Origin of the sequence: Streptomyces sp. NPDC000983 (assembly GCF_040299205.1) — a bacterium.
GTDB lineage: Bacteria > Actinomycetota > Actinomycetes > Streptomycetales > Streptomycetaceae > Streptomyces.
In genome coordinates this window covers 130,099-155,386 of sequence record NZ_JBEPBM010000015.1, presented here as the reverse complement: position 1 = coordinate 155,386, position 25,288 = coordinate 130,099, and the positions used below count along the sequence as shown (strand labels likewise).

The window sequence follows — 25,288 nt, the reverse complement described above, 5'->3', positions numbered from 1 at the left end:
TCAGGGCCCGGGCAGCAGCTCCCGCCGCCACTTGGTGAGCTGGCGGACCGGGTCCCCGGTGTACGACCAGGGAGTACGGGTGGCCCGGCGCCCGCTCGCGCGCAGCAGCTCGGCCGCGATGTCCGCAAGGCCGGCCAGACAGGCGGCATGGGTGAGGTAGTGCAGGTCGCGCAGTTCGGCGGGGGCGACCGAGTGCCCGCCGCGGCCCTGGAACCAGCGCTGCCAGGTGCGCCGTACGTCGCCCACCGCGCCGGCGTGGTCCCAGTGCTGGCCGAGCCCGGTGAGGGTGCTGCGGTCGCGGGCCGCGTCCAGCGTGTGCCGGTACTCCTCGACCCGGGCGTACTGGAGCAGCACCGGCAGCGCGCAGCCCGGCGGCGCCACCCCGGCCGCGTCCCGGGCGAAGTCGTACATCAGGCTGTGGCTGCCGTGCCAGCGCGCCGAGTAGTAGTGCAGCACCTGGAGGTGCCCCTCCACGCTGTACGGGTCCCGCCGGTGCAGCTCGTCCCACCAGCGGGCCAGCTCCTGGCGCCGTACCCCGGACGGGTACAGCCGGGCCACCGAGATCAGCGAGATCCACGGCGTGGGATCACCGGCGTACGCCTCGGCCGCCCGCAGACACGCCAGTACGGCCGTGTCGATGCGGCGCCGGTCGATCGGCACGCCCCGGCCGGCGGCGATGGCCAGGTTGAAGGCCCGGGTCGTCTCGGTGGCCGCCCGCAGCACCAGCGCGTCGGCGCTGTCCGGTTCGGCGGCCAGCCAGGACTCCACGGCGGACCGGTCGGCGCAGTACTGGGCGAGTGTGCGCACCCGGTGCCCGCGCGAGACCCAGTCGGGTCCGGTGACGCGCAGCAGGTCGCGCAGCCCCTGCCAGCGTCCGATGACGATGTCCTGGCGCGCGGAGGTCAGGGGCGCGTCCCCGCAGTCGGGGTCGAAGTCGGGAGTGCAGTGGTCTCGCGCCATCGCGGGCCCCCTCAGAAGTCGGTGGGGAGGCCCTCGTGGACGCGGGCGTGCGCGGTCGGGCGGCCCGCGGGCACGTACTCCGTCTCGACGGCGCGGGCGGCGTCCAGCCGGGCGGGCCGGTAGTAGTCGCTGCCGCGCCGCCGGTACCAGAACATCGGCAGCAGCCCCGCGGCCAGCCCACCGATCCCGATCGTGATCGCGGCCGCGTCCAGCTCACCGAGCGACTCGAAGAACACCCAGAACATGAACAGTGCGCCGAACAGCGGCCACACCCCGCCGAGGACGAAGCGGACCGGGGACCTCAGCAGCGTCCTGCGGTAGGCGACCACGACGGCGAGGCCGGTCAGGCCGTAGTAGAAGGCGATCTGCAGGCCGATCGCGGAGATCGCGGCGGCGAGGATGTCGCCCACCGTGCCGAGGGCGTTGGAGGCGACGAACATCACCAGCGCCACCGCGCCCACCACGACGACGGCCACCCACGGCGTGTTCCAGGTGGGGTGCACCTTCCCCAGCGCGGACGGCATCGTGCGGTCCCGGCCCATCGCGAACAGCGAGCGGGTGACCTGGATGAGGGTGGTCTCCAGGGTGGCGACGGTGGACAGCATCACCGCCAGCATCAGCAGCCGCCCGCCCCAGCCCGGCCAGATCTCCTCGCCCAGCGCGGCCAGCACGTTGGCCTCGCCGGCCCGGATGCGGTCCGAGGAGAGGACCACGTTCACCGCGACGGTGAACACCTCGAACAGCAGGAAGACCACCCCGAGGCCGATCAGCCCGGCGAGGCCCGTGGTGCGGCGGCTGTCGCGGGTCTCCTCGCTGAGGTTGCCGGTGACGTCCCAGCCCCAGAAGTAGAACGCGGCGATCAGCGCGCCCGAGGCGAAGCCCGTGACACCGTCGAAGTGGCCGAGGCCGAACCAGGACCAGTCGAAGGCGCGGGCGTGCTCGGAGTGCAGGACGGCGAGGACCGCGAACAGGGCGAGCAGCAGCAACTCGACGCCGGACATCACCAGTTGGGCGCGTACGGTGAGCCGGACGCCGCCCAGCACCACCAGCAGCATCAGCAGGAACCAGGCCGCGCCCACCACCGTGGCCCACGCGGTGTTCCGGGCGAGTTCCTCGTCGAACAGGGCGAGCGTCATCGACCCGGCGGGCAGCGAACCGGCCACCATGAACACGGTCGCCGACACCACCAGCGCCCAGCCGCTGAGGAAGCCCAGGAAGGGATGGAGGGTGCGGCCCACCCACGAGTAGCCGGCGCCCGCGTTGACGTCGATACGGCCGAGGTAGCGATACGCCAGCGCGATGCCGAGCATGGGTATCGCGCAGTAGAGCAGGGCGGCCGGTCCGGCCGTGCCGACCGCGCCGAACAGGACCGCGGTGGTCGCGGCGAGCGAGTACGCCGGGGCGCTGCCGGCGACCGCCATCACCACCGTGTCGAACGTACCGAGGGCACCTGCCTGAAGCCCTCTGCCCCTGGGGTTGCGCATGGCTGTGCTGCTTTCGTCGTGCACGCCACCGGGGCGGCCGACGGGCCCGGACGGCGTATGGGGGGTGGGGGGATGCACCGGCCGCGGTCCGGGGAGGGATGGCCTCGGGCCCGGACGGCGAAGGGGAGTTGGGCGACCGGTCGGGTCGTGCGACCGCAGAGTCGGCGTACGATCACACCGCGTGTGCACGTGATGAGTGATGATAGCCCCAGCCGCGGACCGTGCGGGACCGGGTGGGCGCGTACCGTCACGGACACCCGAAACGCCTTCGCGAGCAGGGGCGTCGGCCCGACGCCCGCCCCTCGGAGCGGAAGGTTCCGGGGGTGGGCGCGCAGGCGTCGCGTACGGGGTGTCAGCCGTCCATGCGGTCCAGGTGCCGGAGCCGGTTGGTGGCGTCCAGCGCGGCGACCTTGTACGACTCGGCGAGGGTCGGGTAGTTGAACACCGCGTCGACCAGGTAGTCGACGGTGCCGCCGCAGCCCATCACCGTCTGGCCGATGTGGATCAGCTCGGTCGCCCCGGAGCCGAAGCAGTGCACCCCGAGCAGCTTGCGGTCCCCGGGCGAGACCAGCAGCTTCAGCATGCCGTGCGAGTCGCCGATGATCTGCCCGCGGGCCAGCTCGCGGTAGCGGGATATGCCCACCTCGAACGGCACCCGCTCCTCGGTGAGTTGGTCCTCGGTGCGGCCCACGAAGCTGATCTCCGGGATGGTGTAGATCCCGATCGGCTGGAGGTGGTGCATCCGCCCCACCGGCTCACCGAACGCGTGGTAGGCGGCGGTTCGGCCCTGCTCCATGGAGGTCGCGGCCAGCGCCGGGAAACCGATCACGTCGCCGACGGCGTAGATGTGCGGCACCTCGGTGCGGTAGTGCTCGTCGACCTGGATACGGCCCCTCGGGTCCGCGGAGAGCCCCGCCTTGTCCAGGTCGAGTTCCTCCGTAAGGCCCTGCCGGCCCGCCGAGTACATCACCGCGTCGGCGGGGATCTTCTTGCCGCTCTCCAGCACGGTGAGCGTGCCCCGCGGGTGCTGCTCGACCGAGGCGACCGTCTCCCCGAACCGGAAGGTCACCGCCAGGTCCCGCAGGTGGTACTTGAGCGACTCCACGATCTCCACGTCGCACATGTCGAGCATCGCGGCGCGCTTCTCCACCACGGTGATCCGGCTGCCGAGCGCGGCGAACATGGAGGCGTACTCCATGCCGATGACACCCGCGCCGACGATGACCATGGAGCGCGGGACCCGTTCCAGGGTGAGCACGTTGTCGGAGTCCATGATGGTCCGCCCGTCGAAGGCGACGCTGGCGGGCCGCGCGGGCCGGGTGCCCGTCGCGATCACGATGTGCTCGGCGGTGAACAGCTGGTCCTTGCCGTCGGCGTCCCGTACGGCGACGGTGTGGTCGTCGACGAACCGGCCGGTGCCGGCGTACAGCGCCACCTGGTTGCGGGAGAGCTGGCTGCGGATGACGTCCACCTCGCGCCCCACGACGTGCTGGGTGCGCGAGATGAGGTCGGCGACGGTGATGTCCTCCTTCACCCGGTAGCTCTGGCCGTACAGGTCGCGCTGGGTGAGTCCGGTGAGGTAGAGCACCGCCTCGCGCAGGGTCTTGGAGGGGATGGTGCCGGTGTGGATGGAGACACCGCCGACCATGTCGGGGCGGTCGATGACGGCCACCCGGCGGCCCAGCTTGGCCGCGGCGATGGCGGCCTTCTGGCCACCCGGACCGGATCCGAGGACGAGCATGTCGAAGTCGGGCATCCTCCGGAGTCTGGCAGCACCAAGACCGTTTCCGAAAGGGCGGACCGGGAAACGGCGTCCGGCGAACGCGCCTCGGCCGCCCGCCAGTTGGACGACGGCCCGGCGTGATGCCGGTTCCCGGAGGGCGGTGCAGGGTCTTGGGGGCGCGGGGCGGCGATGCCGGCCGCCCGCCGGGCTTCACGGACTTGACGGCCCCGCCCGGCTTTCCGAACGTCACGGTACCCGTCCGGCTTTCCGAACGTCACGGTCCCCGTCCGGCTTTCCGAACGTCACGGTCCCCGTCCGGCTTTCCGGACCTCGTGGCCCGCACCGGCGCGCAGGCCACGCACACCGCGGGCCACCGGCGCCGAGGGCCGCACGCGGCCGCCGAGGCGCCCGTGGAGCCGCGGCGGATTCGCCGGTCATCCGGTCCAGCGGGTCCGGGCGGTGTGCCCGGACCCGTCGGAGCCCCGCCGAGCCGCTGTCCGCCCGCTCAGGGGAGCATCTTGTCGAGGGCCGCGGGTCCCTCCGCCTCCAGCTTCCGCCGGGCCCATTCCATATTGCGCGGGGTGATGTCCTTGCCCGAGGCAAGGACCAGGTCCTCCGGTGACACTTCGGTGCCCGTGCGGGCGTGGAGCAGGTCGTCCGGGGTGGCGCGGTCCTCGGACGGCCCGGACGAGGGCTGTGACGTCGGCATGATCTCGGCTCCTCGGGTCCGTTCACTGGGTGCGGCCCGGGCGCTGAAGCGCGAACGGGTCAGTTATCACCATTCAACGCCTCGGCGCGCCGTGCATCCCGAGGAGCCGACGAATCTGAAATGCCCACTTGATCGCGGCGGCGTCTAATGGGGAGGAGGCATCTCTCGGGCTACGCAGAAACACGGAGCTCATGTCACCGACTCGCGACACGACGGGGGAGCAGACGGGGGCGCCGCGGCCACGCGGACTGCGCAGGCTGGGGGAGGCATGCGCCCGGCATTTCGTGATCGTCATCGTCGCCTGGCTGGTGGCGCTGGTCGCCCTCCAGACGCTGAACCACCTGCACGGCGGAGAGTACTCGGACAACTTCTCGCTGCCCCAGTCGCAGTCGCAGAAGGGCCTCGACGTCCTCCAGGCGCACGATCCCGCGGCAGGCGGCTACAGCAGCCAGATCGTCGTCCACGACAAGGACAAGGCGCTGTCCTCGCTGGACTCGCAGATGTCCACCACGGTCGGCGACCTGGGCAAGCTCTCCCACGTCCTGTCCGCGCAGAACCCGCTCGACGCACCGCCCCCGCCCAGCGGCCAGCCCAACGTCGGCCCGGTGTCCACGGACGGCAAGACCGCCTACATCACCATGCGGTTCGACGTGCAGCCCTCCACCCTCGGCGACAGCTACCTCGACGGCGTGGACAAGGCCGTACAGCCGCTCAGATCGGCCGGGGCGGAGGTCGAGTACGGCGGTCCGCTCGGTGAGCTGGCCCGGCCCGAGGCCAACGACCGGGTGAGCGAGCTGATCGGCTTCGCGGTGGCGATCGTGGTGCTGCTCATCGGCTTCGGCAGTGTGATCGCGGCCGGCATCCCCCTGGTAACGGCCCTGATCAGCGTGGTCGGGGGCCTGGCCTGCCTCGGGCTGCTGGCCGCCGCCTTCACCTTCGCGACCGTCTCCCCGACCCTGGCCACGATGATCGGCATCGGCGTCGGCATCGACTACGCGCTGTTCCTGATCACCCGCCACCGGCAGAACCTCATGGACGGCGCCGATCCCGTCGAGGCCGCCGGCCGGGCCGCCGCCACCAGTGGCCGGGCCGTCCTGGTCTCCGGCTGCACCGTGATCGTCGCCCTCGCCGGCCTGTCCGCGTCCGGGGTGTCCTTCATCAGCAAACTCGGCGTCGCCGCCGCCGTGACGGTGGTCTCCGCGGTCGCCGGCGCCCTGACGCTCGTCCCGGCCCTGCTGGGCCTGATCGGCACCCGCATCGACCGCTACCGGGTGCGTAGGCCGGTCGCCGAGACCGACGCCGAACCGGGCGCCGAACCGCAGGGCACCTGGCACCGCTACGCGCAGCGCGTGGCGCGCCGGCCGGTGCGCTACCTGACCGCGGGCCTGGTCACCATCGCGGTCCTCGCCATCCCCGTCTTCTCCATGCAGCTCGGCCACATCGGCGACGGCGCCGACCCCACCTCCTTCACCGACCGGCGCGCCTACGACCTGATGACCGACTCCTTCGGCCCCGGCTCCAACGGCCCGCTGACCGTCGTCGTGGACCAGACGAAGGTGCCCGACTCCCAGCGCTCGGACCTGTCCTCGAAGGTGCAGAAGAGCCTCGACGACGTGTCCGGGGCGGCCGTCGCCACCCCGCTCACCACGACCAAGGACGGCGACGTCCTGATCTCCACCGTCTACTCCAAGACCTCCCCGCAGGACGCCGGCACCACCGACCTCACCAACCGCCTGGTCGACGACACGCTGCCCGACGCGGTCGCCGGCACCGACGCCAAGGGCTACGTGACCGGTACCACCGCGGCCCAGGTCGACTTCCGCGACATCGTGGCCGAACGGCTCCCCCTGATCATCGCCGTGGTCGTCGCCCTGGCCTTCCTGATCATCCTGGTTGTCTTCCGCGGCCTCCTGGTCGCCGTGAAGGCCGCTGTCCTCAACGTCCTGTCGATCGCCGCCTCCTACGGCGTCGTCGTGGCCGTCTTCCAGTGGGGCTGGGGCGGACCCGCGCTCGGCGTCAACGGCAAGGTGCCCATCGAGAGCTATGTGCCGATGATGATGTTCGCCATCATCTTCGGGCTGAGCATGGACTACGAGATCTTCCTGCTCTCCCGGGTGCACGAGGCGTGGCTGCGCACCCAGGACGCCAAGGCGTCCGTCGCCCACGCCCTGGAGATCACCGCCCGGGTCATCACCTGCGCCGCCCTGATCATGGTGAGCGTCTTCGCCGCGTTCATCGTCAGTGACAACATCGTGGTCAAGATGCTCGGACTGGGCCTCGCCGTGAGCGTACTGATCGACGCGACCGTCGTGCGCCTGCTCATGGTGCCCGCCGTGATGACCCTGCTCGGGTCGCACGCCTGGTGGACACCCCGCTGGCTGGACCGGGTCCTCCCGCACATCAACGTGGAGGGGGAGGAGGTACGGCGGCCGTCCGGCGCGGCCGAGCGGTGAGAAACCCGTGTGCCCGACGGCCCTCCAGGGGGTAAGGTCGCGATCTTCGGCCGGCGGAAGCCGCCCGGAGTCCCCGTGAGGGCCCCGCGCATGAACCTCGACGACACTCCCGCCCGGCTCCGCCTGCGCCACGCGCTGGACGGCCTGGACATCACCTTCCGCGGTGCGACCGCTGCCGCCGACGAGACCCAGTGCGAGTGCCACTGGGGCAGCGACGAGGAACTGGACCTGCTGAAGACCCCCGACGTGGAGCTGGACGCGGACCTGCTCCGCCGCACCTGGGACGCACCCGACTGGGACGACCACGGCGCGGTGCTGCGCCGCATCCTGCCCCAGTTCGGCAGGGAGCTGGTCGCCGGCCGGGCGGCGCCGATGTTCGGCATGTACGAGGTCGGCCGGTCGTTCGACCGCGGCCACTGGCGCGAGTGGCCCGCGCGACAGACCGTCGTCGTGTGGGAGTTCCTCCACGCCTGGTGGGCCGCCTGCCTCCAGGACCCCGAGCCCGCCGTCCCCGCGCACGAGCTGCTCGCCCTGTGCGCGGAGGCGTCCGGCGCGCTCACCCCGTGGCTCGACGTCTGGGCCGGCCTCGACCACCCCGTGGCCTCCCGCCACCTGGCGACGGCGGCGGCAGCGTGGGAGTACGAGCTGCTCGGCGACGAACTGCCCTGGCACACCTGGCACGACCCCGAGCCCCTGCGCGTCCAACTCGCCGACTGGCTTGTCCGGTTCGCCCCCGACCGGCTGCGCGCCCTCGACGTACCGGAGCAACTCCTGCACCGCATAAGGCTGATCGGGCTCACGGGGCCGGACCGCTGGTCGGACCCGCACTATCCGAACCGCGCGTACTGAGCGGCCTGGGCGCCGCCGTCAGGTGAGGACGGCTTCCCAGGTGTCCACCGCGTAGCGGACCGTCATCCCGTGCCGGGCGTAAAGGCCCGGCGCGCCCGTCGTGTTGCCGGTGTCCACACCCAGGCCCACCGTCTCCCGTCCGCGGCCCGCGAACACGGCGAACGCGTGGCGCAGCAGCAGTCCGCCGAGACCGAGGGCGCGCGCCTCGCCGCGTACGCCGAGGGAGCGGATCCAGCCCATGGCCTCGCGGTCGTCACGGGCGAGGAGGAAACCGGCGTCCCCGTGCTCCTCGGTGCTCGCTATCCACACCAGCGACCAGTCGAGGCCCTCGGCGTCGATGTCGTGCAGCCACTGCTCGTAGGCGCGCGGCTGGAAGTCGAAGTGCTCGGCGAAGGTGGCCTGGTACAGCTCGTGGACGCGTCGGCGGTCGGCCTCGTCGGCGCAGGCCCGCAGCCGGACGCCCGAGGGGGGAACCGGCGCCGGGTTCGCCTCCGGGTCCACCGGCCGGTGCAGGACGTGGTAGCGCCGGACGACGGACCAGCCGCGCTTCTCGATCAGCGCAGTGTCCAGCGTGGGCGCGACGTTGAGATGGAGATGGACCACGGCCCGCTCCGCGCCGTTGCCGCGGGCCCTGGCGAGCGCCCTGGTCTCCAGCGCCGTGAACAGCCGCTGCCCCGCCTCCTGGTGGTCGGGCAGGACGTAGTGGTCGACGTCGACCCGCTCCCCGCCCGACTCGTCCCACAGCAGCGCGTACGCCACCAGCCGTCCCTCGTCGAAGGCGAGCCAGGAGTCCTGGGCCAGATCGGTCTCGGGGTGCTTCAGATCGGCCTCGACGGTGCCGAGGTCGGTCTCCGGGCGGCCGATCTCGATGACGTCGACCTGGTTGAGGAGTTCGGTGACGGCGGGTGCGTCGGCGAGGGTGGCGGGGCGCACGAGGTAGGGCATGCGGCCAGGGTCGGATGCCGGGCGGGGCGTCCGCAACGGATTATCGGCGGGGCGGGCTTCAGGCGTCCTCGACGACCGTCCGCACCGGGGTGCCGGCCTCGATCGTGCGGCTGACCGTGCAGAGCCGGTCGTGCGAGGACTTCACCGCGCGCGGCAGGATCGCGCGGGCGCGGTCGCCGCCCTCGCCCTGCGGGAAGGCGACGGAGAAGGTCACCTCCAGGTCCGTCATCCGGTTGCCCTGCTCGTCGCTCACCTTGTGCCCCTTGACGGTGACGGTGAAGCGGTCCGGCTCCGCGTGCCGGGCGGTGGCGACGTCCACGTCGGCCATCGTGCAGCCGCCGATCGCGGCGAGCAGCAGTTCCACCGGGGTGAAGTCGGCGCCCTCGGTGCCGAACGCGAGTGTGCCGCCACGGGCGTTGACGGCGGTGAAGTGTCCGGTGGCGGTCCGCTCGACGGTGACGGAGCGCAGGGATTCGTCGGTCATGGGGCCGACCCTAGCCCGGCCCGGCCGCGGGAAAAGCGTGGACGCACCCGGGAGGATCCCCTACGGTGTGATCATCACGCCTTGAGACGACGGAAGGAGGCGAGTGCCGTGTCGTTCACCCTCTCCAGCGCTCCCCTCCCCGCAGTCCCGGCGTGCTTCGGCTGATCCGACCGGGAGCGCTCCTCGCAGCTCGTACACCGGAGGATTCACCCATGACCGAACCGGTCATCCGTACGCTCGACATTCACGACGCCCACCTGTTCGACGCCCTGCCCGACCCGCTGGGCGCCGCCGAGGCGCACCGCGCCACCGTCCACCGGCCCGAGTGGAAGCGCGTCGCCCTGCGCGACGGCCGCGTCGTCGCGCGCGGCGCCTGGTGGGGCGGCCCCGACGACACCGAACCGGTCAACATCAACTGGTTCGACGTGGCCGAGGGCGAGGAGGAGGCGGGCGCCGCACTCCTGCGCTCCGCCCCGTGGCAGGTCGAGCTGGAGTTCAACCTGCCCGCCGGGGGACGCGAGGACCCGGCCGTCCGCGCGGCGGCCGACACCGCCTTCGCCGCGGCCCGGGCGGCCGGCTACGAACCGCTCGTCGAGCGGTACCTGTACCGCTGGACGCCCGAGTGCGGACTCCCCGAGCGGCCCGGCCGGCTCGCCTTCGCACCCGAGGCCGACGACGCCGTGTTCCTCGACGCCCTGCGCCGCATCCACTCCGCCACGCTCGACGCGCACGCCCTGAAGGCGATCGAGGAGGGCGGCGTCGAGCAGGCCGCCCGGGAGGAGCTGGAGTTCTTCCACTGGTGCCCCTCCCCGCGCGAGTGGTGGCAGGTCGCCCGGAACGCGGACGGCGAGCCGGTCGGCATCCACATCCCCGCCCGCAACCAGACCTCCGCCGTCATCGGGTTCATCGGCGTCCTGCCCGAGCACCGCGGCAACGGCTACGCCTACGACCTGCTCGTGGAGTGCACCCGCTTCCTGGCCGAGCAGGGCGCCGAGTCGATCAGCGGGGCCACCGACCGGGGGAACTTCCCGATGGCCGCGAACTTCGCCCGGGCCGGCCACCCGGTGGTCCGGGAGCGGATCAACTTCCACCTCCCCGCCGTCACCGCGTGACCCCGCCGCTGTCGGTGCCGGGTGACATGCTGATCCGGCACTGACGGCGACAGACTGCTTTACGGAGGCACGGTGGGGTTCGACGGCATGGTGTGGCAGGTCCGCAGCGGGGACGAGTCGGTCGGGCGGATCACGATCGACGAGGCCGACTTCCCCTGGCTGTCCGGCCACTTCGCCCCCGGTCCCGCATACGCCTCGGTGCGCGACCTCTTCGCCCGTGAACTCGCCCTGCTGGAACGGGTCGACGAGCACGTGGAGGAGTGGGAGGCGGCCTACGGCGAGATCGAGCGCCGCGTTACCCTCTCCTCGCCGGACGGCCCGGTCGCCGAGTTCCTCCTGCACATCGAGGGGGACCGGGCCTGGTTCCGCTGGAACGAGACGCCCTTCGAGGAGTAGCAGGCGCGGGAGCGGTGGACCCGGCCCACCTCACCCGCCCGCACCCAGCAGGGCGTCCGCCTCGGCGAGGGTCCGGGTGACCCGCAGGGCGAAGGCCGCGTCGCAAGGGTGCGGACGGCCCGTCCGGGCGGCCGTGAGCAGGGCGTCCGTCGCCCGTCCGTAGGCCTCCAGCGCGCCCTGCCCGCTCGCCGGCAGACGCGTCACCCCCGCCGCCCCGCGCAGCTCCACGGCGCTCCCCGCGGCGGCCTCGGGCGCGGTCAGGCTCAGCGTCAGCGTGCTCGACGCCCCGCCGGCGTGCTCCAGGACCAGATGCGCGGTGTCCCCGGGGCCGTGCGCGGCCGCCGCCACCCGCCGCACCTCACCGAGGACCGGCACCAGCACCGACAGGGCGTGCGGACCCACGTCCCACAGGGCGCCCTTCTCCCGCCGCCACGGCGTCGCGAACGGACTGTCGCCGCCGCTGAACACGGCGCCCAGCCACTGGGCGTACGCGGTGAACCAGCCGTCCACGGAAGCCTGTTCGGCGATCCACGCGTCGATCTCCGGCTGGAACCGGCTGGTGAAGAACACCACCGACGCCACCCCCGCCTCCTCGGCCGCCCCGACCACCGCACGCCCCTGCTCGACCGTCGTCGCCAGCGGCTTGTCCAGCAGCAGATGACGGCCCGCCCGCGCGGCCCGCACCGCCAGCTCGGCCTGGACCGCCGGGGGCAGGGCCACGGCCACGGCGTCCACGTCGGCCAGCAGCGCGTCGACGTCGTCGTGGGCCGGGACCCCGTACCGGTCGGCCAGTACCTTCGCCGCTTCCGGGCGGCGGCCCCACACCCCGGCGAAGTCCACCTCCGGGTGCCCGTCCAGGGCCGGGGCGTGGACCATCGTGGCCCACGGGCCGGTGCCGAGCAGTCCGATGCGCATACCGCCGCCTCTCCACAACGCCGTCAGGACGACCTCGAGCGTTTCACACCGGGCCGGGGCACGGGCGGGCCGAGCCGCCCCCGCTCGGCCGAAAGGGGTGCCGGGAGACCGGTGACATTGCCGGTCCCCGGCACCGGTCCGAGCGCCCACAGTGGCACCGCCCGTTCAACGGCGGCGCCCACCGGTTCGGCAGTCCCCGTGCCGTCCGGCCGCCACGACAGAGAGGACGACCCGTCGTGCAGCTCCACCACCCCCACACCAAGCCCCGCAAGGCCGGCCGGCTCGCCACGGCCGCGGCGGCGCTCGCCGTGGTCCTCGGCCTCGGAACCCTCGCCGGTCCCGGCGCACAGGCGGCGGCCAACCCCTACGAGCGCGGTCCCGCGCCGACCAACGCCAGCATCGAGGCCTCGCGCGGCTCGTACGCCGTGTCGCAGACCTCCGTCTCCTCGCTCCTCGTCAGCGGATTCGGCGGCGGCACGATCTACTACCCGACCAGCACCGCCGACGGCACCTTCGGCGCCGTGGTCATCTCGCCCGGGTACACCGCCTACGAGTCCTCGATCGCCTGGCTGGGCCCGCGCCTGGCCTCGCAGGGCTTCGTGGTGTTCACCATCGACACCCTCACCACCCTCGACCAGCCCGACTCCCGGGGCCGCCAGCTCCTCGCCGCGCTGGACTACCTGACGCAGAGCAGCTCGGTGCGCACCCGCGTCGACAGCAGCAGGCTCGGCGTCATGGGCCACTCCATGGGCGGCGGCGGCACCCTGGAGGCCGCGAAGTCCCGGCCGTCGCTCCAGGCGGCCATCCCGCTCACCCCGTGGAACCTCGACAAGACCTGGCCCGAGGTCACCACACCCACGCTGATCTTCGGTGCAGACGGCGACACCATCGCCTCCGTCGGCAGCCACGCCGAACCCTTCTACACCAGCCTGCCGTCCGGAACGGACCGCGCCTATCTGGAGCTGAACGGGGCCACCCACTTCACACCCAACTCGTCGAACACGACGATCGCGAAGTACAGCATCTCCTGGCTCAAGCGGTTCATCGACAACGACACCCGCTACGAGCAGTTCCTCTGCCCGCTGCCCTCCCCGAGCCTGACCATCGAGGAGTACCGGGGCAACTGCCCCCACTCCTGACGCCGTTGTGCCCGTGCACGGCCGCCGCCCGGTCCGACTGGGCGGCGGCACATTTCGTTGATCCTTCATATGGTGCTCCGCCGCAGGTCACCGGTCCGTTGCCGGACCGGAACCCCGTCGTCGACATCCTTCCGCCGCGCGTTACGCCCAAGTAACGTCGCTGGAATGAGCGGTGACCGGAGTGTGTCGACCGCCGAGCGCGGACGCTCGGAACTCGCGCGCGGCAGGACGCAGTTGGCGGACGGACCGGTGGACGACGCCCGCGAGACGCTGCTGCTCGCGGCGTCCCTGCTGGCGGCCGAGGAACCCGAACAGGCGCATTCGGCGAGGTTGTTGGCGGCGGACGCGGCCTGGGCCGCGGGCGACAGGGCTGCGTGTCTCACCGCCCTGGGCGCGTCCGGGGCGCACCCCCCGGTCGCGGGGGACTACGGCACCGGCATGCGGGCCCTGCTGGAGCTGCGGCCCGCACAGGCGGCGGAGCCGCTGCGACGCGTCACGGAGCACGGGGGCGACCGGCCCGAAAACCTGCTGCGCGCGGCGGCCGCCGCCCTGCTCCTCGGGGACGTCGTCGCGGCCCGCCGGGCCGGCGCCCGCGCCCTCGCCGTCGCCCGCGACCAGGACTCCGCCGCCCTCCAGTCCCGGGCCCTGGAGTACCTCGCCTACGCCGAACTGCGCGCCGGACGACACGCCCAGGCCCGTACCCACGCCGAGGAGGGCGTCAGGACCGCCGACCGCGCCGGGCGGCGCAACACGGCCGCGCACCACCGGGCCATGCTCGCCCTGGCCGCCTCGATCGCCGGCGAGACGGCCACCGTCACCGCGCACGCCACGGCCGCCCTCGCCACCGCCCGTCGGCACGGCCTGGCCCAGGCGGCGACCCTCGCGGAATGGGCGCTGGCCCGCACCGACCTCGCCCGCGGCCGGCCCCTCGACGCCGCCGACCGGCTCGGCCCCCTGGTGCTCCCCGGCGTCCGGCGCGGCCACTTCGCGGTCTGGATGCTCGCCGTGCCCTGCTTCGTGGAGGCCGCCGTGCTCGCCGGACGGGGCGACGACGCGCGGGCCGTCGTCGCCGACTTCGCGCTGTGGGCCGAGTTCGGCGCCGACCCCCACGCCCCCGCCCAACTCGCCCGCTGCCGGGCGCTGCTCGCCCCCGAGGACCGCGCCGACGCGCTGTACGCCGAGGCGCTCGCCCGGCACGACGCGACCGGCGGCGACTTCGAACGGGCCCGCACCGAACTTCTCCACGGCCGATGGCTGCGGCGCCGGCGGCGGCTGAAGGAGGCCCGGGACCGGCTCGGCGCCGCCCTCGTGGGCTTCGAGCGGTGCGGGGCGCGGGCCTGGGCGGAACAGGCACGCGGGGAGCTGCGGGCCAACGGGGCCGCCGGGCCCGGGTGCGCGGGCGGCGAACTGGGACGGCTGACACCGCAGCAGCTGAGGATCGCCCGGCACGTCGCCGAGGGCGCCACCAACCGGGAGGTCGCACAGCGCCTCGCCGTCAGCACCCGCACGGTCGACTACCACCTGCGCAATGTCTTCGCCACGCTCGGGGTGCGGTCCCGGATGGAGCTGGCGCGCATGGTCGACCAACAGGGCCGGTGACGGCCGACGTGCGGATCCGTGAACGGGAGCGGGAAAAAAGACCGGTGCACGACCCTAGGGACCGACCGGACGGTATGTCATCCTTCGGGGCAGGACGAGTCGGGCGGCCGCCGCCGCCGTACGGGCGACGCGGGCGACCGGACACCGCTGAGCCTCCCGGCACGGGCGCACCGCCGGGAGTCCGAGGTTGGGGGAGGACCGCGATGCATCCTGCCGTACGGACACGCGCGATGATCCGCACCGGGCCGACGCCCGTTCCACAGCCGCGCGGGGGGCGGCGCGGCCGGTCGCTCATCGACGCCGACGCACTGGTCGTCCTGCACCGGGCCGCGCGCTCGCTCCTCGACGACCTGCCGGACCTCACCGAACGGCTGGTGGCGCTGCTGCGCGACCAGGAGACCGCCTACCGCACGGCCATGGAGGGCGACTACGCCGGAACCTGGCAGGAGGTGCACCGCTCGCTGCGGCACAGCGTGCTCTCCCTGCTCGACCCGCGCGGCAACCGGGACGCGGCCCGCCGCTGCTCCTGGCAGATCGGCGTCCGCCGGGCGGAGCAGGGCCTGCCGCTCGACGCCCTGCTGCACGCGTTCCGCCTCGGCGGCTCCCTGGTCTGGCAGCGGCTGGTGGAGGAGACCTCCCGCACCGCCCCCGAGGACGTACGGCTGCTCGTCCATGTGGCGACCGACGTGTGGGACTTCGTCGACGAGCACTGCACCCTCGTGGCGGACGCCTACCGGCAGGCCGAACGGCAGCTGGCCTGGCGGCGCGAGAACCGGGTACGGCTGCTGGCCGCCGCCCTCCTCGACGGCACCAGCCGCATCGCCGACCTGCCCGAGGCCGCCGACGCCCTCGACCTGCCGGAACACGGCCGGTTCGTGGTCGTCGCGGTCACCGGCGGACGGCCGGCGGCAGCCGCGGGCGCCCGCACCGTCGCCGTACCGCCCGGCACCCGTGTGCACTGGCATCCAGGAGGGGAAGTGGACTACGGCATCGTCCTGGTCGGCGACGAGGACCCGGAGGGCGACGAGGACCCCGTCCAGGCCCTGGACCTGTCCGCGCCGGGCAGCAGGATCGGCATCGGCAACGTGGTCTCCGGCCTCGCCACCGTGGGCGACGCCCGCCGACTGGCCGACCTCGCCCTGAACATGTGCCCGCCCGGGGGCGGCACGATCCGTCTGACCGAGCACCTCCCGGAGGCCCTCGTCGTCTCCTGCCCCGAGCTCGGCGCCACCCTCGCCGACCGGGTCCTCGGCCCCCTGCTCCGTCTGGAGCCCGCCGACCGGGACGTCCTCCTGGACACCCTGTCCGCCTGGCTGACCTGCGACGGCTCGGCCCAGCGCGCGGGCGAGCGGCTGTACTGCCACCGCAACACGGTGCTCAACCGGCTGCGCCGCTGCGAACAGCTCACCGGGCGCTCCCTGGCCCGCCCGCTGGACGTGGTGGAGATCAGCCTGGCCCTGACGGCCCGCAGACTCCTGCGCTGAACCGACCGCACCCCACGCACCTCACGCACCCCACGGCGCCCGGACCCCGATCCGGGCGCCGACCGCGTTCGGGGCGTGGCCCACGCCCCGAACGGGGGCGCCGTACGGCTGTTCCGAGTCCCGCACCGGGGCGCCCGTCCCGCCGGGCCCGCCTCGGGGCGCGTGCCGTCGTACGGGGGTCCCGCGCCGGGGCGCAGGGCCGGCCACCGCACGAGGGCGCCGTACCGCCATTCCGGGGTCCCCGCCCCGGGGATGCCCTTGGCACGGGCACCGGCTGCCGCCCCGGTCTGCCGTTCCGGCCCCTGCACCCGGGGTGCGTACCGCGCCCGTTCCGGGTCCTCGAACCGGGCTGCCACGCTTCTGTTCAGGCCGCCCGCACCGGGCCGCCGCGCCTCTGTTCAGGCCGCCCGCGCCAGGCCGCCGCACCTACCGTTCAAGCCATCCGCACCAGCCTCCGCACCCCCGTCCCGGGCCCCCGTCGAGCCGGTTCGCCCCCGCCCTCCTGCCTGCCCCCGCCCTCGCCGGGGAACCTTCGCGCACCTCACCCCTGGGCACCCGCACAAACCCCGCCCGTACCCGTTGGGACCGCGCAGCGACCCCGCCCGCAGACCTGTTCCGCCTGCCCGCGCTCGTGCTGTCGTGAGCTCCCCTTCCCCCAACGTCCCGTGCCGAGCGGCACGGACCCGAGGAGCCGTGATGCCCGAAGCACCACCGGACGACGAACCGGCCCTGCACGTCGAGGAAGTGGACGTGACCTACGGCCGGGCCCTGTCCGCCCTCCGCTCCGTGTCGCTGAGCGTCCCGCACGGGGGTGTCGTCGCCCTGCTCGGCGCCAACGGCGCGGGCAAGACCACGCTGCTGCGCGCGGTGTCGGGCACCCTGCGCCTGCACCGCGGCGCGGTCACCGCCGGGCGCATCCGCTACGGCGCCACGGAACTCGACGGCCGCGACCCGGTCGCCGCGGTCCGCGCCGGTGTGGTGCAGGTACCGGAGGGCCGGCGGGTGTTCGCCGGGCTCACCGTCGACGAGAACCTGCGCACCGGCGGCCTCGGGCTCGGCCGGCGCAGCCCCGCCCTGGTCCGCGAGTCCCGGGACCGGGTGTTCTCCCTCTTCCCGCGGCTGGCGGAACGCACCGGACAGGCCGCCGGTCTGCTCTCCGGCGGCGAACAGCAGATGCTCGCCATCGGCCGCGCCCTGATGGCCGCCCCGCGGCTGCTCCTGCTCGACGAGCCCTCCCTCGGTCTCGCCCCGCAGATGGTCGCCCGGATCGCCGACGTGGTGAAGGAGATCAACGGCCAGGGCACCGCCGTGCTGCTGGTCGAACAGAACGCCGGCATGGCGCTCTCCCTCGCGGACAGCGCCTACGTCCTGGAGGTCGGCGAGGTCCGGCTCTCCGGGGACGCCGACGAACTCGCCCGCACCGACGCCGTACGGCGGCTGTACCTGGGCGAGACCGCCGACGGTCAGGGGGCCGCGTGAACGACCGCACCACCACGCCACCGGTGCTCGCCGTGCGGGACGTCACCGTCAGGTTCGCCGGGCTCACCGCCCTGGACTCGGTGTCCTTCACCGTCGCCCCGGGCACCGCGCACGCGATCATCGGGCCCAACGGGGCCGGCAAGTCCACCTGTTTCAACGTGCTGTCGGGCCTGTACCGCCCCGCCTCCGGCACCGTCAGCCTCGGCGACACCGAGCTGACCCGGCTCGCCCCGCACCGCATCGCCGCCCTGGGCGTGGCCCGCACCTTCCAGAACATCGTCACCACCCAGGGAACGGTCGCCGACAACCTGATGCTCGGCCGCCACCTCCTCTCCCGCGCCGGTTTCGCCGCCAGCGCCCTGCGTCTGCCGCACGTCGTGCGCGAACAGCGCGAGCACCTCGCCAAGGCCCGGGAGATCGCCGAACTGACCGGCCTGGGGCCCCACTTCGACTCCCCGGTCGGCCTGCTGTCCTACGGCGACCGCAAGCGCGTGGAGTTCGCCCGCGCCCTCTGTCTGGAGCCAACCGTGCTGCTGCTCGACGAACCCGTGGCCGGCATGAACGCCGCCGAACGGGCCCGCACCGCCGAGACGATCCGCGCCGTGCGCGCCGAACTCGGCCTGTCCGTGGTGCTGGTGGAGCACGACATGGGGCTGGTGATGCGGCTCGCCGACGAGGTGACCGTCCTCGACTTCGGCCGCGTCATCGCCCACGGCACCCCCGACGAGGTCCGCCGCGACCCCGAGGTGCTGCGCGCCTACCTCGGCACCGAGGCGACCGACGCTCCCGAGGCCGCCGAGGCGAACGGCGCGAACGGGGAGGACGCGGCATGACCGGCTTCCTCGACAACGTCCTCAACGGCCTCGCCCTGGGCTCCGTCTACGCCCTGGTCGCCCTCGGGTTCGTCATCATCTTCAAGGCCTCGGGCGTCATCAACTTCGCCCACGGCTCCCTGCTCCTGCTCGGCGGCTACCTCACCGCCGTCCTCCACGAGGACATCGGCTTCGCGGGCGCCCTCGCGGTGGCCGTCCTGGTCACGGCGGGCGTCGCGGGCCTGATGGACCGGTTCCTGCTCCAGGCCGGCGGCCAGGACGCGCACTCCTCCCATGTGCAGACCATCGTCACCATCGGTGTCGACATCGTCCTGCTCACCGATCTGTCCCGCCGCATCGGCGGGGACCTGCTCTCGCTCGGCGACCCCTGGGGCGACTCGGTCAGCGGCCTCGGCCCCATCACCGTCGCCGACAGCCGGCTCGCCGCGATCGTGGTCTCCTCCGTCGTCATCGGCGGCGTCTTCGCCCTCTTCCGGTACACCGACTGGGGCCTGGCGCTGCGGGCCTCGGCCGAGGACATGGAGGCGGCCGCCCTGATGGGCGTACGGCTGGTGCGGATGCGCACCCTCGCCTGGTGCCTGGCGGGCGGCCTCGCCGCACTGGCCGCGGTCTTCCTCGCGGCCTTCCCGGCCCCGGGCCTGGAGCGTACGACCGGACAGATCGCGCTGAAGGCGTTCCCGGCCGCCATCCTCGGCGGCATGGCCTCGCCGCCCGGCGCCCTCGCGGGCAGCATGCTGATCGGCCTGACCGAGGCCCTGGTCGCCGGCTACCAGACCGACCTGCACGTCCTCGGCGAGGGATTCGGCGACGTCGCCCCCTACGCGGTCATGATCCTGGTCCTCCTCGTGCGGCCCAACGGGCTGTTCGGCGCGAAGGGAGCGGCCCGTGTCTGAACTGCTGCGACGCTACCGCGCCTGGACCGTCCTGCTCGTCGTCGTGCTGTGCGTCCTGCCCTTCTACCTGGACGCCTTCTGGCTGCGCATCGGCCTGTTCTCGATGGCCGCCGCCGTCGGCGCCGTGGGCCTCGGCCTGCTCTCCGGCACCGCGGGCCAACTCTCCCTCGGCCACGCCTTCTTCCTCGCCGTCGGCGCCTACGGCTACGTCTGGCTCGCCGGCGACACCGGCCCCGGACTGCCGCCCGCCGTCGCCCTGGTCCTCGCGGTGCTGCTCGCCGGGGCCGCGGGCGGACTCTTCAGCCCCGTCGCCGGCCGGGTGCGCGGCATCTACCTGGGCGTCGCCACCCTCGCCCTGGTCTTCCTCGGACACCACGTCCTGCTCACCGCGGACTCCGTCACCGGCGGCTTCAACGGCAGTTCGGTGCCGCCGCTGGAGCTGGGCGGGTTCACCTTCACCGAGTCCGACCCCGAACTGACCGTGCTGGGGATCCCGTTCGGCGCCGAGGAGCGGCTCTGGTACCTGGGCCTGGCCCTGTTCGCGCTCACCTGGTTCTCCGCCCGGGGTCTGCTGCGCGGACGCCCCGGCCGGGCCCTGGTGGCCCTGCGCGACAGCGAGACCGCGGCCGCGGTGATGGGCGTGCACGTCTCCCGCTACCGCTCGGCGGCCTTCGTGGTCTCCTCCATGTACGCGGGCCTGGCCGGGGTGATGCTCGCCCTCGCCTTCCGCCGGGTGGTCCCGGACTACTTCGGGCTCGCCCTCTCGGTCGACTACCTCGCCATGATCGTCATCGGCGGCCTCGGCTCGGTGGCCGGCGCCACTGCGGGAGCGGTGTTCGTCACCGCGCTGCCCCTGCTGATGACCCGGTACGCCGACCAGCTCCCCCTGGTGGCCGCCCCCGGCACCACCGACGGCGTGGTCGGCCCCACCGAGGCCGCCCGCTACCTCTACGGAGCGGCGATCGTCCTGATCCTGCTCTTCGCCCCCGACGGGCTGCACGGCCTGGTCCGGCGCACCCGCGCCCGCCTGAACCGCCGACGCGCCGCCCCCGGGGCCGCGGACCCCGCGACCCCGGCCCAACCATCCGCCTCAGCCGTACGAGCCAAGGAGCCGACACCGTGAACCACCCCACGCACCGCACCAGGACGGTCCTGGCCGCCGCCCTGACCGCCCTGCTCCTCGCCGGCACCGGATGCAGCTCCAAGGCGGACAGCGACAGCGCCGCGGACGGCGCCGACGGAGTCAAGGCCGGACCCGGCGTCACCGACAAGGCCATCAAGCTCGGCGCGCTGACCGACCTGACCGGCCCGTACGCCACCCTCGGCAAGTCCATCGTGCAGGCCCAGCAGATGTGGGCCGACGAGACCAACGCCAAGGGCGGCATCTGCGGCCGCAAGGTCGAGATCGTCGTCAAGGACCACGGCTACGACGTGCAGAAGGCGGTCACCGCCTACGCCGACATAGCCCCGGACGTGGTCGCGCTGCCCCAGGTCATCGGCTCCCCGGTGGTCGCGGCCCTGCTGGACGACATCGAGCGCGACAAGATGCTCACCTTCCCGCAGGCCTGGGCAGCCTCGCTGCTCGGGAAGGACTCCGTGCAGGTGCTGGGCACCACCTACGACCTGGACATGATCGCCGCCGTCGACTTCCTCACCCGCACCAAGGGCCTGGCCAAGGGCGACACGATCGGCCACGTCTACTTCGAGGGCGACTACGGAGCCAACGCCCTGGAAGGCTCCGAATGGGCTGCCAAGAAGGCCGGGCTGAAGGTCGTCGGCCAGAAGATCAAGGCCACCGACACCGACCTGTCCGCGCAGGTCTCGGCGCTGCGCAAGGAAGGCGTCAAGGCGATCCTGATCAGCGCCGGCCCCGCCCAGACCGCCTCGCTGGTCGGCGTCGCCGCCTCCCGCGGGCTCCAGGTGCCCGTCGTCAGCAACGCCCCCGGCTACGCCCCGCAGCTGATGGAGACGCCGGCGGCGAAGGCCCTGGAGGCCATGCTGAGCGTGGTGAGCGCGGCCCCGGCCGTCTCGGCGGACGTGCCCGGGGTGAAGACGATGGTGGCCGCCTACCAGAAGAAGTACCCGGGCGCCCTGGTCGACTCCGGTGTGCTCTCCGGCTACAACGCGGCCCAGCTCATGGGCGCCGACCTGAAGAAGGCGTGCGAGGACGGCAGCCTGGCCCGGGAGGACGTGGTCGCCGCGCACCGGTCGCAGTCCAACGCCGACGCCGGCCTCGGCACCCCGCAGAACTTCTCCGACAAGGCCAAGCCCGCCAGCTCCTCCACCTACGTCCTCAAGCCCGACGCCAAGGCCGTCGGCGCCATGGTGATCGTCGAGGAGGCCCACGAGGCGCCGGGAGTGGAGGAGTACCTGGCCTCGAAGTGAGCCCGACGCCAGGCCGGCCGGCCTGACGGTGAGTCACCCGGACCCGCGGTGCCCTACCGGCGCCGCGGTTCCGGCGTTTCAGCGCCGCCGGCCCTTCGGCACCGTCGCCGATTCAGCGCCGCCGCCGATGAATGCGTTCTCTTTCCTCTATTGGACCCGCGGCCCCCGGGGCCGTCAGGCTGGGAGCGCGTCCCGGCCGCGTCCCCCCGGCGGGCCGGGACCACCCGCCGTACCGCGCACGAGCCGGAAGAGGTCACGCGCCCATGCAGATCCGCCGCATCGGTGATATCGATGTCAGCGCCGTCGGACTGGGCGCGATGCCCATGTCCATCGAGGGGCGCCCGGACGAGGCCCGCTCGATCGCCACCCTGCACGCCGCCCTCGACGCCGGCGTCACCCTGATCGACACCGCGGACTCCTACCACCGCGACGCCCACGAGGTCGGCCACAACGAGACCCTGATCGCCAAGGCCCTCGCCTCCCACCCGCGGGGCGCCGACGTCCTGGTCGCCACCAAGGGCGGCCATCTGCGCCCCGGCGACGGCAGTTGGACCCGGGACGGCAGTCCCGCCCACCTGAAGCGGGCCTGCGAGGCGTCCCTACGCCGGCTCGGGGTGGAGGCCATCGGGCTCTACCAGTTCCACCGCCCCGACCCGCGGGTGCCCTACGAGGAGTCCGTCGGAGCGATCCGCGACCTGCTGGACGAGGGCAAGATCCGTATGGCGGGCGTCTCCAACGCCGACCCCGGGCAGATCCGGCGGGCGTACGAGATCCTCGGCGGCCGGCTGGTCTCGGTGCAGAACCAGTTCTCCCCGGCCTTCCGCTCCAGCGAGCCCGAACTGCGCCTGTGCGACGAACTCGGCATCGCCTTCCTGCCCTGGAGCCCGCTCGGCGGCATCTCCCGGGCGGGCGGCCTGGGTTCGGCCCACGCCCCCTTCGCCGCCGTCGCCGAGGCCCACGGGGTGAGCCCGCAGCGGGTCTGCCTGGCCTGGATGCTCGCCAAGTCCCCGGTCGTGGTGCCGATTCCGGGCGCCAGCCGCCCGGAGACGGTCCGGGACTCCGCCGCCGCGGCCGAACTCGTCCTGACCACCGAGGAGATCGCCGCCCTGGACGCGGCGGGGGGCGACGGGGTATGAGGAGAGGGCAGGCTTAGAAAGCGCTTGCTCCCGGGGTCGGTCCACTGCCGGTCCCGGGCCCGCTCCTCGTTCGCCGCAGACCCTGGGAAGGACCACCGCCCGTGGCCTCGCCGCTGGAAAGACCCCTCGACCACCGCTACCGGGGCGAACACCCCATCCGCACCCTCGCCTACCTGTTCCACCCCGACCGCCGCCGACTGGGCGCGGCGGTCGGGGTGTTCACCGTCAAACACAGCCCGATCTGGCTGCTGCCGCTGGTGACCGCCGAGATCATCGACACCGTCGTGGAGCACGGCCCGATCGGCCGGCTCTGGCTCTCCACCGGCGTCATCATGTTCATCCTGCTCGTCAACTACCCCCTGCACGTCCTCTACGTGCGCCTCCTGTACGGCAGCGTCCGCCGGATGGGCACCACCCTGCGCTCCGCGCTGTGCACCCGGATGCAGCAGCTGTCCATCGGCTACCACTCCCGGGTCAGCGCCGGAGTGCTCCAGGCGAAGGTGGTGCGCGACGTCGAGACGGTCGAGCAGATGGTGCAGCAGACCGCCGAGATGGGCCTCGGCGCCACCACCGTGCTCATCGGCGGACTCGTCATCATCGGCTTCCGCACCCCCGAGTTCCTGCCGGTCTTCCTGATCGTCGTACCCGCCGCCGCGCTCGTCGTCGCCCGGCTCAGGTCCCGGCTGCGCACCCACAACGAACACTTCCGCCACGAGGTGGAGACCCTCTCCTCCCAGGTCACCGAGATGACCCGGCTCATCCCCGTCACCCGCGCCCACGGCCTGGAGGGCAAGGCGCTGCGCCGGATGAACGGCACCCTGCACCGGCTGCTGACCTCCGGAATGCGCCTCGACCTCGTCAACGGCAAGTTCGGCTCGCTGTCCTGGGTCGTGCTCAACGTGCTGGGGGTGCTGGTGCTGGCCGGCGCGGCCCTGATCTCGTACTACCGCGTCTGGGGCGTCACCCCCGGCGACGTCGTGATGCTCAGCGCCTTCCTGACCACCCTGACCAACTCCACCGCCACCCTCGCCGGTCTCGCCCCCGTCATCACCAAGGGCCTGGAGTCGGTCCGCTCCGTCGGCGAGGTCCTCCAGGCGCCCGAACTGGAGGACAACGAGGGCAAGAAGGAACTCACCGCGCTGCGCGGCGCGGTCACCTTCCAGGACGTGGGCCTCGCCTACGACGGCGGCCGGGCCGCGGTCCGGGACTTCGACCTCTCGGTCGCGCCGGGCGAGACCATCGCCCTGGTCGGCGCCTCGGGGGCGGGCAAGTCCACCGTCCTCAACCTGGTCATCGGCTTCATCCGGCCGACCTCCGGGCGGATCCTCCTCGACGGCACCGACATGAACACCCTGGACCTGCGCACCTACCGGCGCTTCGTCTCGGTCGTCCCGCAGGAGTCCATCCTGTTCGACGGCACGATCCGGGAGAACGTCGCCTACGGCATGGACGACGCCGACGAGGAGTCCGTGCGCACGGCCCTGCGCGACGCCAACGCCCTGGAGTTCGTCGAGCGCATGCCGCAGGGCCTGGACACCCTGGTGGGGGAGCGCGGCGCCCGGCTGTCCGGCGGCCAGCGCCAGCGCCTGGCCATCGCCCGCGCCCTGATCCGGGACCCCCGGGTGCTGGTCCTGGACGAGGCGACCTCGGCCCTGGACACCCGCTCGGAGGCGCTGGTGCAGCAGGCGCTCGCCCGGCTGATGCGCGGACGCACCACGTTCGTGGTGGCGCACCGGCTGTCCACGGTGCGCGGCGCCGACCGGATCGTGGTGATGGCCGACGGCCGCGCCGAGGAGATCGGCACCCACGAGGAGCTGATGAACCTGGGCGGCGCCTACACGGCCCTGCACAGCGGCCAGGTCGCCTGACCCCGGCCGCCCTGGCCGCTCAGGCCGCGCTGCTGCGCGGAACCCGGTGCGGGCAGCTGCGGTCGTGGTCGCAGCCGAGGCTCGTCCACCACCGGTCGCAGCAGGCGACCCCGAGTTCCGCGCGCACGATGTGCTCGGTGGCGTCCTGGTCCGGGCCGCCGCCGAGCGGACCGGGCGTCACCGCGCGCCGCGCCCACTCCTCCAGGGCACGGCGCTGGTCGCCGATCACGCTCTCGCGGACCACGCCGATCACCGGCACGATGCTGGCGGCGCAGAACAGACACGCGGCCCACAGGGGCCCGTACCGGTATTCGAGGACCGCTGTCCAGGCCAGCCCGGTGCTGGTGGTCAGGTAGAGGGCGGCGAGGAGGCGGCTGGAGCAGTTCATGGGCGTACACCGTCCGTGCGATGGGGGATGCCCCGTGAACAACGGCGGGAGCGG

The 25,288-nt window shown here is 73.2% G+C and carries 21 protein-coding genes and 1 pseudogene; 14 read left to right on the top strand and 8 right to left on the bottom strand.

Annotation, left to right across the window (positions count from 1 at the left end):
• The 4 genes from ABT296_RS19420 to ABT296_RS19405 all read right to left on the bottom strand — a co-directional run bounded on the left by ABT296_RS19420 (position 1) and on the right by ABT296_RS19405 (position 4,876).
• Positions 1 to 960, bottom strand: a complete 960-nt coding sequence (locus ABT296_RS19420) for a hypothetical protein (protein WP_351928851.1) — start codon at positions 958 to 960, stop codon at positions 1 to 3.
• An 11-nt stretch (positions 961 to 971) separates the two neighbouring features.
• On the bottom strand, positions 972 to 2,444 hold the full coding sequence (locus ABT296_RS19415; protein ID WP_351928849.1) for an APC family permease: 1,473 nt from the start codon (positions 2,442 to 2,444) through the stop codon (positions 972 to 974).
• A 352-nt stretch (positions 2,445 to 2,796) separates the two neighbouring features.
• Complete coding sequence (gene sthA, locus ABT296_RS19410) at positions 2,797 to 4,200, bottom strand: Si-specific NAD(P)(+) transhydrogenase (protein ID WP_351928847.1); 1,404 nt, start codon at positions 4,198 to 4,200, stop codon at positions 2,797 to 2,799.
• A gap of 472 nt (positions 4,201 to 4,672) precedes the next feature.
• Positions 4,673 to 4,876 (bottom strand): hypothetical protein, encoded by a 204-nt coding sequence (locus tag ABT296_RS19405; RefSeq protein WP_351928845.1) that lies wholly within the window; start codon positions 4,874 to 4,876, stop codon positions 4,673 to 4,675.
• 191 nt (positions 4,877 to 5,067) lie between these two features.
• On the opposite strand from ABT296_RS19405, the gene ABT296_RS19400 reads away from it, so the two are divergent.
• Both ABT296_RS19400 and ABT296_RS19395 read left to right on the top strand, forming a co-directional pair.
• A complete protein-coding gene (locus ABT296_RS19400) occupies positions 5,068 to 7,329 on the top strand; it encodes an MMPL family transporter (RefSeq protein WP_351928843.1) in 2,262 nt (753 codons plus the stop codon).
• Between the two features lie 90 nt (positions 7,330 to 7,419).
• Positions 7,420 to 8,178: a hypothetical protein gene (locus tag ABT296_RS19395; RefSeq protein ID WP_351928841.1), complete on the top strand. Its 759-nt coding sequence runs from the start codon at positions 7,420 to 7,422 to the stop codon at positions 8,176 to 8,178.
• Between the two features lie 18 nt (positions 8,179 to 8,196).
• On the opposite strand, the gene ABT296_RS19390 is transcribed toward ABT296_RS19395, so the two are convergent.
• The gene (locus tag ABT296_RS19390) at positions 8,197 to 9,123 is read right to left on the bottom strand and encodes a GNAT family N-acetyltransferase (protein ID WP_351928839.1); all 927 of its coding nucleotides are present in this window, start codon (positions 9,121 to 9,123) and stop codon (positions 8,197 to 8,199) included.
• A gap of 58 nt (positions 9,124 to 9,181) precedes the next feature.
• A complete protein-coding gene (locus tag ABT296_RS19385) occupies positions 9,182 to 9,607 on the bottom strand; it encodes an OsmC family protein (RefSeq protein ID WP_351928837.1) in 426 nt (141 codons plus the stop codon).
• A 212-nt stretch (positions 9,608 to 9,819) separates the two neighbouring features.
• On the opposite strand from ABT296_RS19385, the gene ABT296_RS19380 reads away from it, so the two are divergent.
• A complete protein-coding gene (locus tag ABT296_RS19380) occupies positions 9,820 to 10,719 on the top strand; it encodes a GNAT family N-acetyltransferase (RefSeq protein ID WP_351928835.1) in 900 nt (299 codons plus the stop codon).
• A gap of 72 nt (positions 10,720 to 10,791) precedes the next feature.
• Positions 10,792 to 11,115: a hypothetical protein gene (locus ABT296_RS19375; protein WP_351928833.1), complete on the top strand. Its 324-nt coding sequence runs from the start codon at positions 10,792 to 10,794 to the stop codon at positions 11,113 to 11,115.
• A 30-nt stretch (positions 11,116 to 11,145) separates the two neighbouring features.
• On the opposite strand, the gene ABT296_RS19370 is transcribed toward ABT296_RS19375, so the two are convergent.
• On the bottom strand, positions 11,146 to 12,030 hold the full coding sequence (locus ABT296_RS19370) for a Gfo/Idh/MocA family protein (RefSeq protein WP_351928831.1): 885 nt from the start codon (positions 12,028 to 12,030) through the stop codon (positions 11,146 to 11,148).
• A gap of 236 nt (positions 12,031 to 12,266) precedes the next feature.
• Between ABT296_RS19370 and bdeA the strand changes: the two genes are divergently transcribed.
• The 10 genes and pseudogenes from bdeA (at position 12,267) to ABT296_RS19320 (ending at position 24,846) form a co-directional block, all read left to right on the top strand.
• The gene (gene bdeA / locus ABT296_RS19365; protein WP_351928829.1) at positions 12,267 to 13,169 is read left to right on the top strand and encodes a bis(hydroxyethyl) terephthalate hydrolase; all 903 of its coding nucleotides are present in this window, start codon (positions 12,267 to 12,269) and stop codon (positions 13,167 to 13,169) included.
• Between the two features lie 195 nt (positions 13,170 to 13,364).
• Positions 13,365 to 14,768: pseudogene (locus ABT296_RS19360) on the top strand (LuxR C-terminal-related transcriptional regulator); the annotation flags it as partial.
• A gap of 203 nt (positions 14,769 to 14,971) precedes the next feature.
• Complete coding sequence (locus ABT296_RS19355) at positions 14,972 to 16,252, top strand: PucR family transcriptional regulator (RefSeq protein WP_351928827.1); 1,281 nt, start codon at positions 14,972 to 14,974, stop codon at positions 16,250 to 16,252.
• A gap of 696 nt (positions 16,253 to 16,948) precedes the next feature.
• A complete protein-coding gene (locus ABT296_RS19350) occupies positions 16,949 to 17,731 on the top strand; it encodes an ABC transporter ATP-binding protein (RefSeq protein ID WP_351928825.1) in 783 nt (260 codons plus the stop codon).
• Positions 17,728 to 18,564: an ABC transporter ATP-binding protein gene (locus tag ABT296_RS19345; RefSeq protein ID WP_351928823.1), complete on the top strand. Its 837-nt coding sequence runs from the start codon at positions 17,728 to 17,730 to the stop codon at positions 18,562 to 18,564. The genes ABT296_RS19350 and ABT296_RS19345 overlap by 4 nt, the downstream gene beginning before the upstream one ends.
• Positions 18,561 to 19,457 (top strand): branched-chain amino acid ABC transporter permease, encoded by an 897-nt coding sequence (locus ABT296_RS19340; RefSeq protein WP_351928821.1) that lies wholly within the window; start codon positions 18,561 to 18,563, stop codon positions 19,455 to 19,457. Before ABT296_RS19345 ends, ABT296_RS19340 begins: the two co-directional genes overlap by 4 nt.
• Positions 19,450 to 20,580 carry a branched-chain amino acid ABC transporter permease gene (locus ABT296_RS19335; protein WP_351928819.1) on the top strand — a complete coding sequence of 377 codons (1,131 nt, stop codon included), beginning with the start codon at positions 19,450 to 19,452 and terminating at the stop codon, positions 20,578 to 20,580. The genes ABT296_RS19340 and ABT296_RS19335 overlap by 8 nt, the downstream gene beginning before the upstream one ends.
• Positions 20,577 to 21,842 carry an ABC transporter substrate-binding protein gene (locus tag ABT296_RS19330; protein ID WP_351928817.1) on the top strand — a complete coding sequence of 422 codons (1,266 nt, stop codon included), beginning with the start codon at positions 20,577 to 20,579 and terminating at the stop codon, positions 21,840 to 21,842. The genes ABT296_RS19335 and ABT296_RS19330 overlap by 4 nt, the downstream gene beginning before the upstream one ends.
• Positions 21,843 to 22,105: 263 nt before the next feature.
• A complete protein-coding gene (locus ABT296_RS19325; protein WP_351928815.1) occupies positions 22,106 to 22,978 on the top strand; it encodes an aldo/keto reductase in 873 nt (290 codons plus the stop codon).
• A 101-nt stretch (positions 22,979 to 23,079) separates the two neighbouring features.
• Positions 23,080 to 24,846: an ABC transporter ATP-binding protein gene (locus ABT296_RS19320; protein ID WP_351928813.1), complete on the top strand. Its 1,767-nt coding sequence runs from the start codon at positions 23,080 to 23,082 to the stop codon at positions 24,844 to 24,846.
• Positions 24,847 to 24,865: 19 nt separating this feature from the next.
• On the opposite strand, the gene ABT296_RS19315 is transcribed toward ABT296_RS19320, so the two are convergent.
• Positions 24,866 to 25,234, bottom strand: a complete 369-nt coding sequence (locus ABT296_RS19315) for a hypothetical protein (protein ID WP_351928811.1) — start codon at positions 25,232 to 25,234, stop codon at positions 24,866 to 24,868.
• Positions 25,235 to 25,288 lie beyond the last annotated feature (54 nt).

What these genes read in the sequence shown, in the direction of transcription:
- ABT296_RS19400 (WP_351928843.1), top strand. Translation starts at nt 5,068, where the DNA reads ATGTCACCGACTCGCGACACGACGGGGGAGCAGACGGGGGCGCCGCGG.
- ABT296_RS19415 (WP_351928849.1), bottom strand. Translation starts at nt 2,444, where the DNA reads ATGCGCAACCCCAGGGGCAGAGGGCTTCAGGCAGGTGCCCTCGGTACG.
- ABT296_RS19325 (WP_351928815.1), top strand. Translation starts at nt 22,106, where the DNA reads ATGCAGATCCGCCGCATCGGTGATATCGATGTCAGCGCCGTCGGACTG.
- ABT296_RS19395 (WP_351928841.1), top strand. Translation starts at nt 7,420, where the DNA reads ATGAACCTCGACGACACTCCCGCCCGGCTCCGCCTGCGCCACGCGCTG.
- ABT296_RS19355 (WP_351928827.1), top strand. Translation starts at nt 14,972, where the DNA reads ATGCATCCTGCCGTACGGACACGCGCGATGATCCGCACCGGGCCGACG.
- ABT296_RS19315 (WP_351928811.1), bottom strand. Translation starts at nt 25,234, where the DNA reads ATGAACTGCTCCAGCCGCCTCCTCGCCGCCCTCTACCTGACCACCAGC.
- ABT296_RS19350 (WP_351928825.1), top strand. Translation starts at nt 16,949, where the DNA reads ATGCCCGAAGCACCACCGGACGACGAACCGGCCCTGCACGTCGAGGAA.
- ABT296_RS19340 (WP_351928821.1), top strand. Translation starts at nt 18,561, where the DNA reads ATGACCGGCTTCCTCGACAACGTCCTCAACGGCCTCGCCCTGGGCTCC.
- ABT296_RS19420 (WP_351928851.1), bottom strand. Translation starts at nt 960, where the DNA reads ATGGCGCGAGACCACTGCACTCCCGACTTCGACCCCGACTGCGGGGAC.
- ABT296_RS19370 (WP_351928831.1), bottom strand. Translation starts at nt 12,030, where the DNA reads ATGCGCATCGGACTGCTCGGCACCGGCCCGTGGGCCACGATGGTCCAC.
- ABT296_RS19380 (WP_351928835.1), top strand. Translation starts at nt 9,820, where the DNA reads ATGACCGAACCGGTCATCCGTACGCTCGACATTCACGACGCCCACCTG.
- ABT296_RS19390 (WP_351928839.1), bottom strand. Translation starts at nt 9,123, where the DNA reads ATGCCCTACCTCGTGCGCCCCGCCACCCTCGCCGACGCACCCGCCGTC.
- ABT296_RS19385 (WP_351928837.1), bottom strand. Translation starts at nt 9,607, where the DNA reads ATGACCGACGAATCCCTGCGCTCCGTCACCGTCGAGCGGACCGCCACC.
- ABT296_RS19405 (WP_351928845.1), bottom strand. Translation starts at nt 4,876, where the DNA reads ATGCCGACGTCACAGCCCTCGTCCGGGCCGTCCGAGGACCGCGCCACC.
- sthA (WP_351928847.1), bottom strand. Translation starts at nt 4,200, where the DNA reads ATGCCCGACTTCGACATGCTCGTCCTCGGATCCGGTCCGGGTGGCCAG.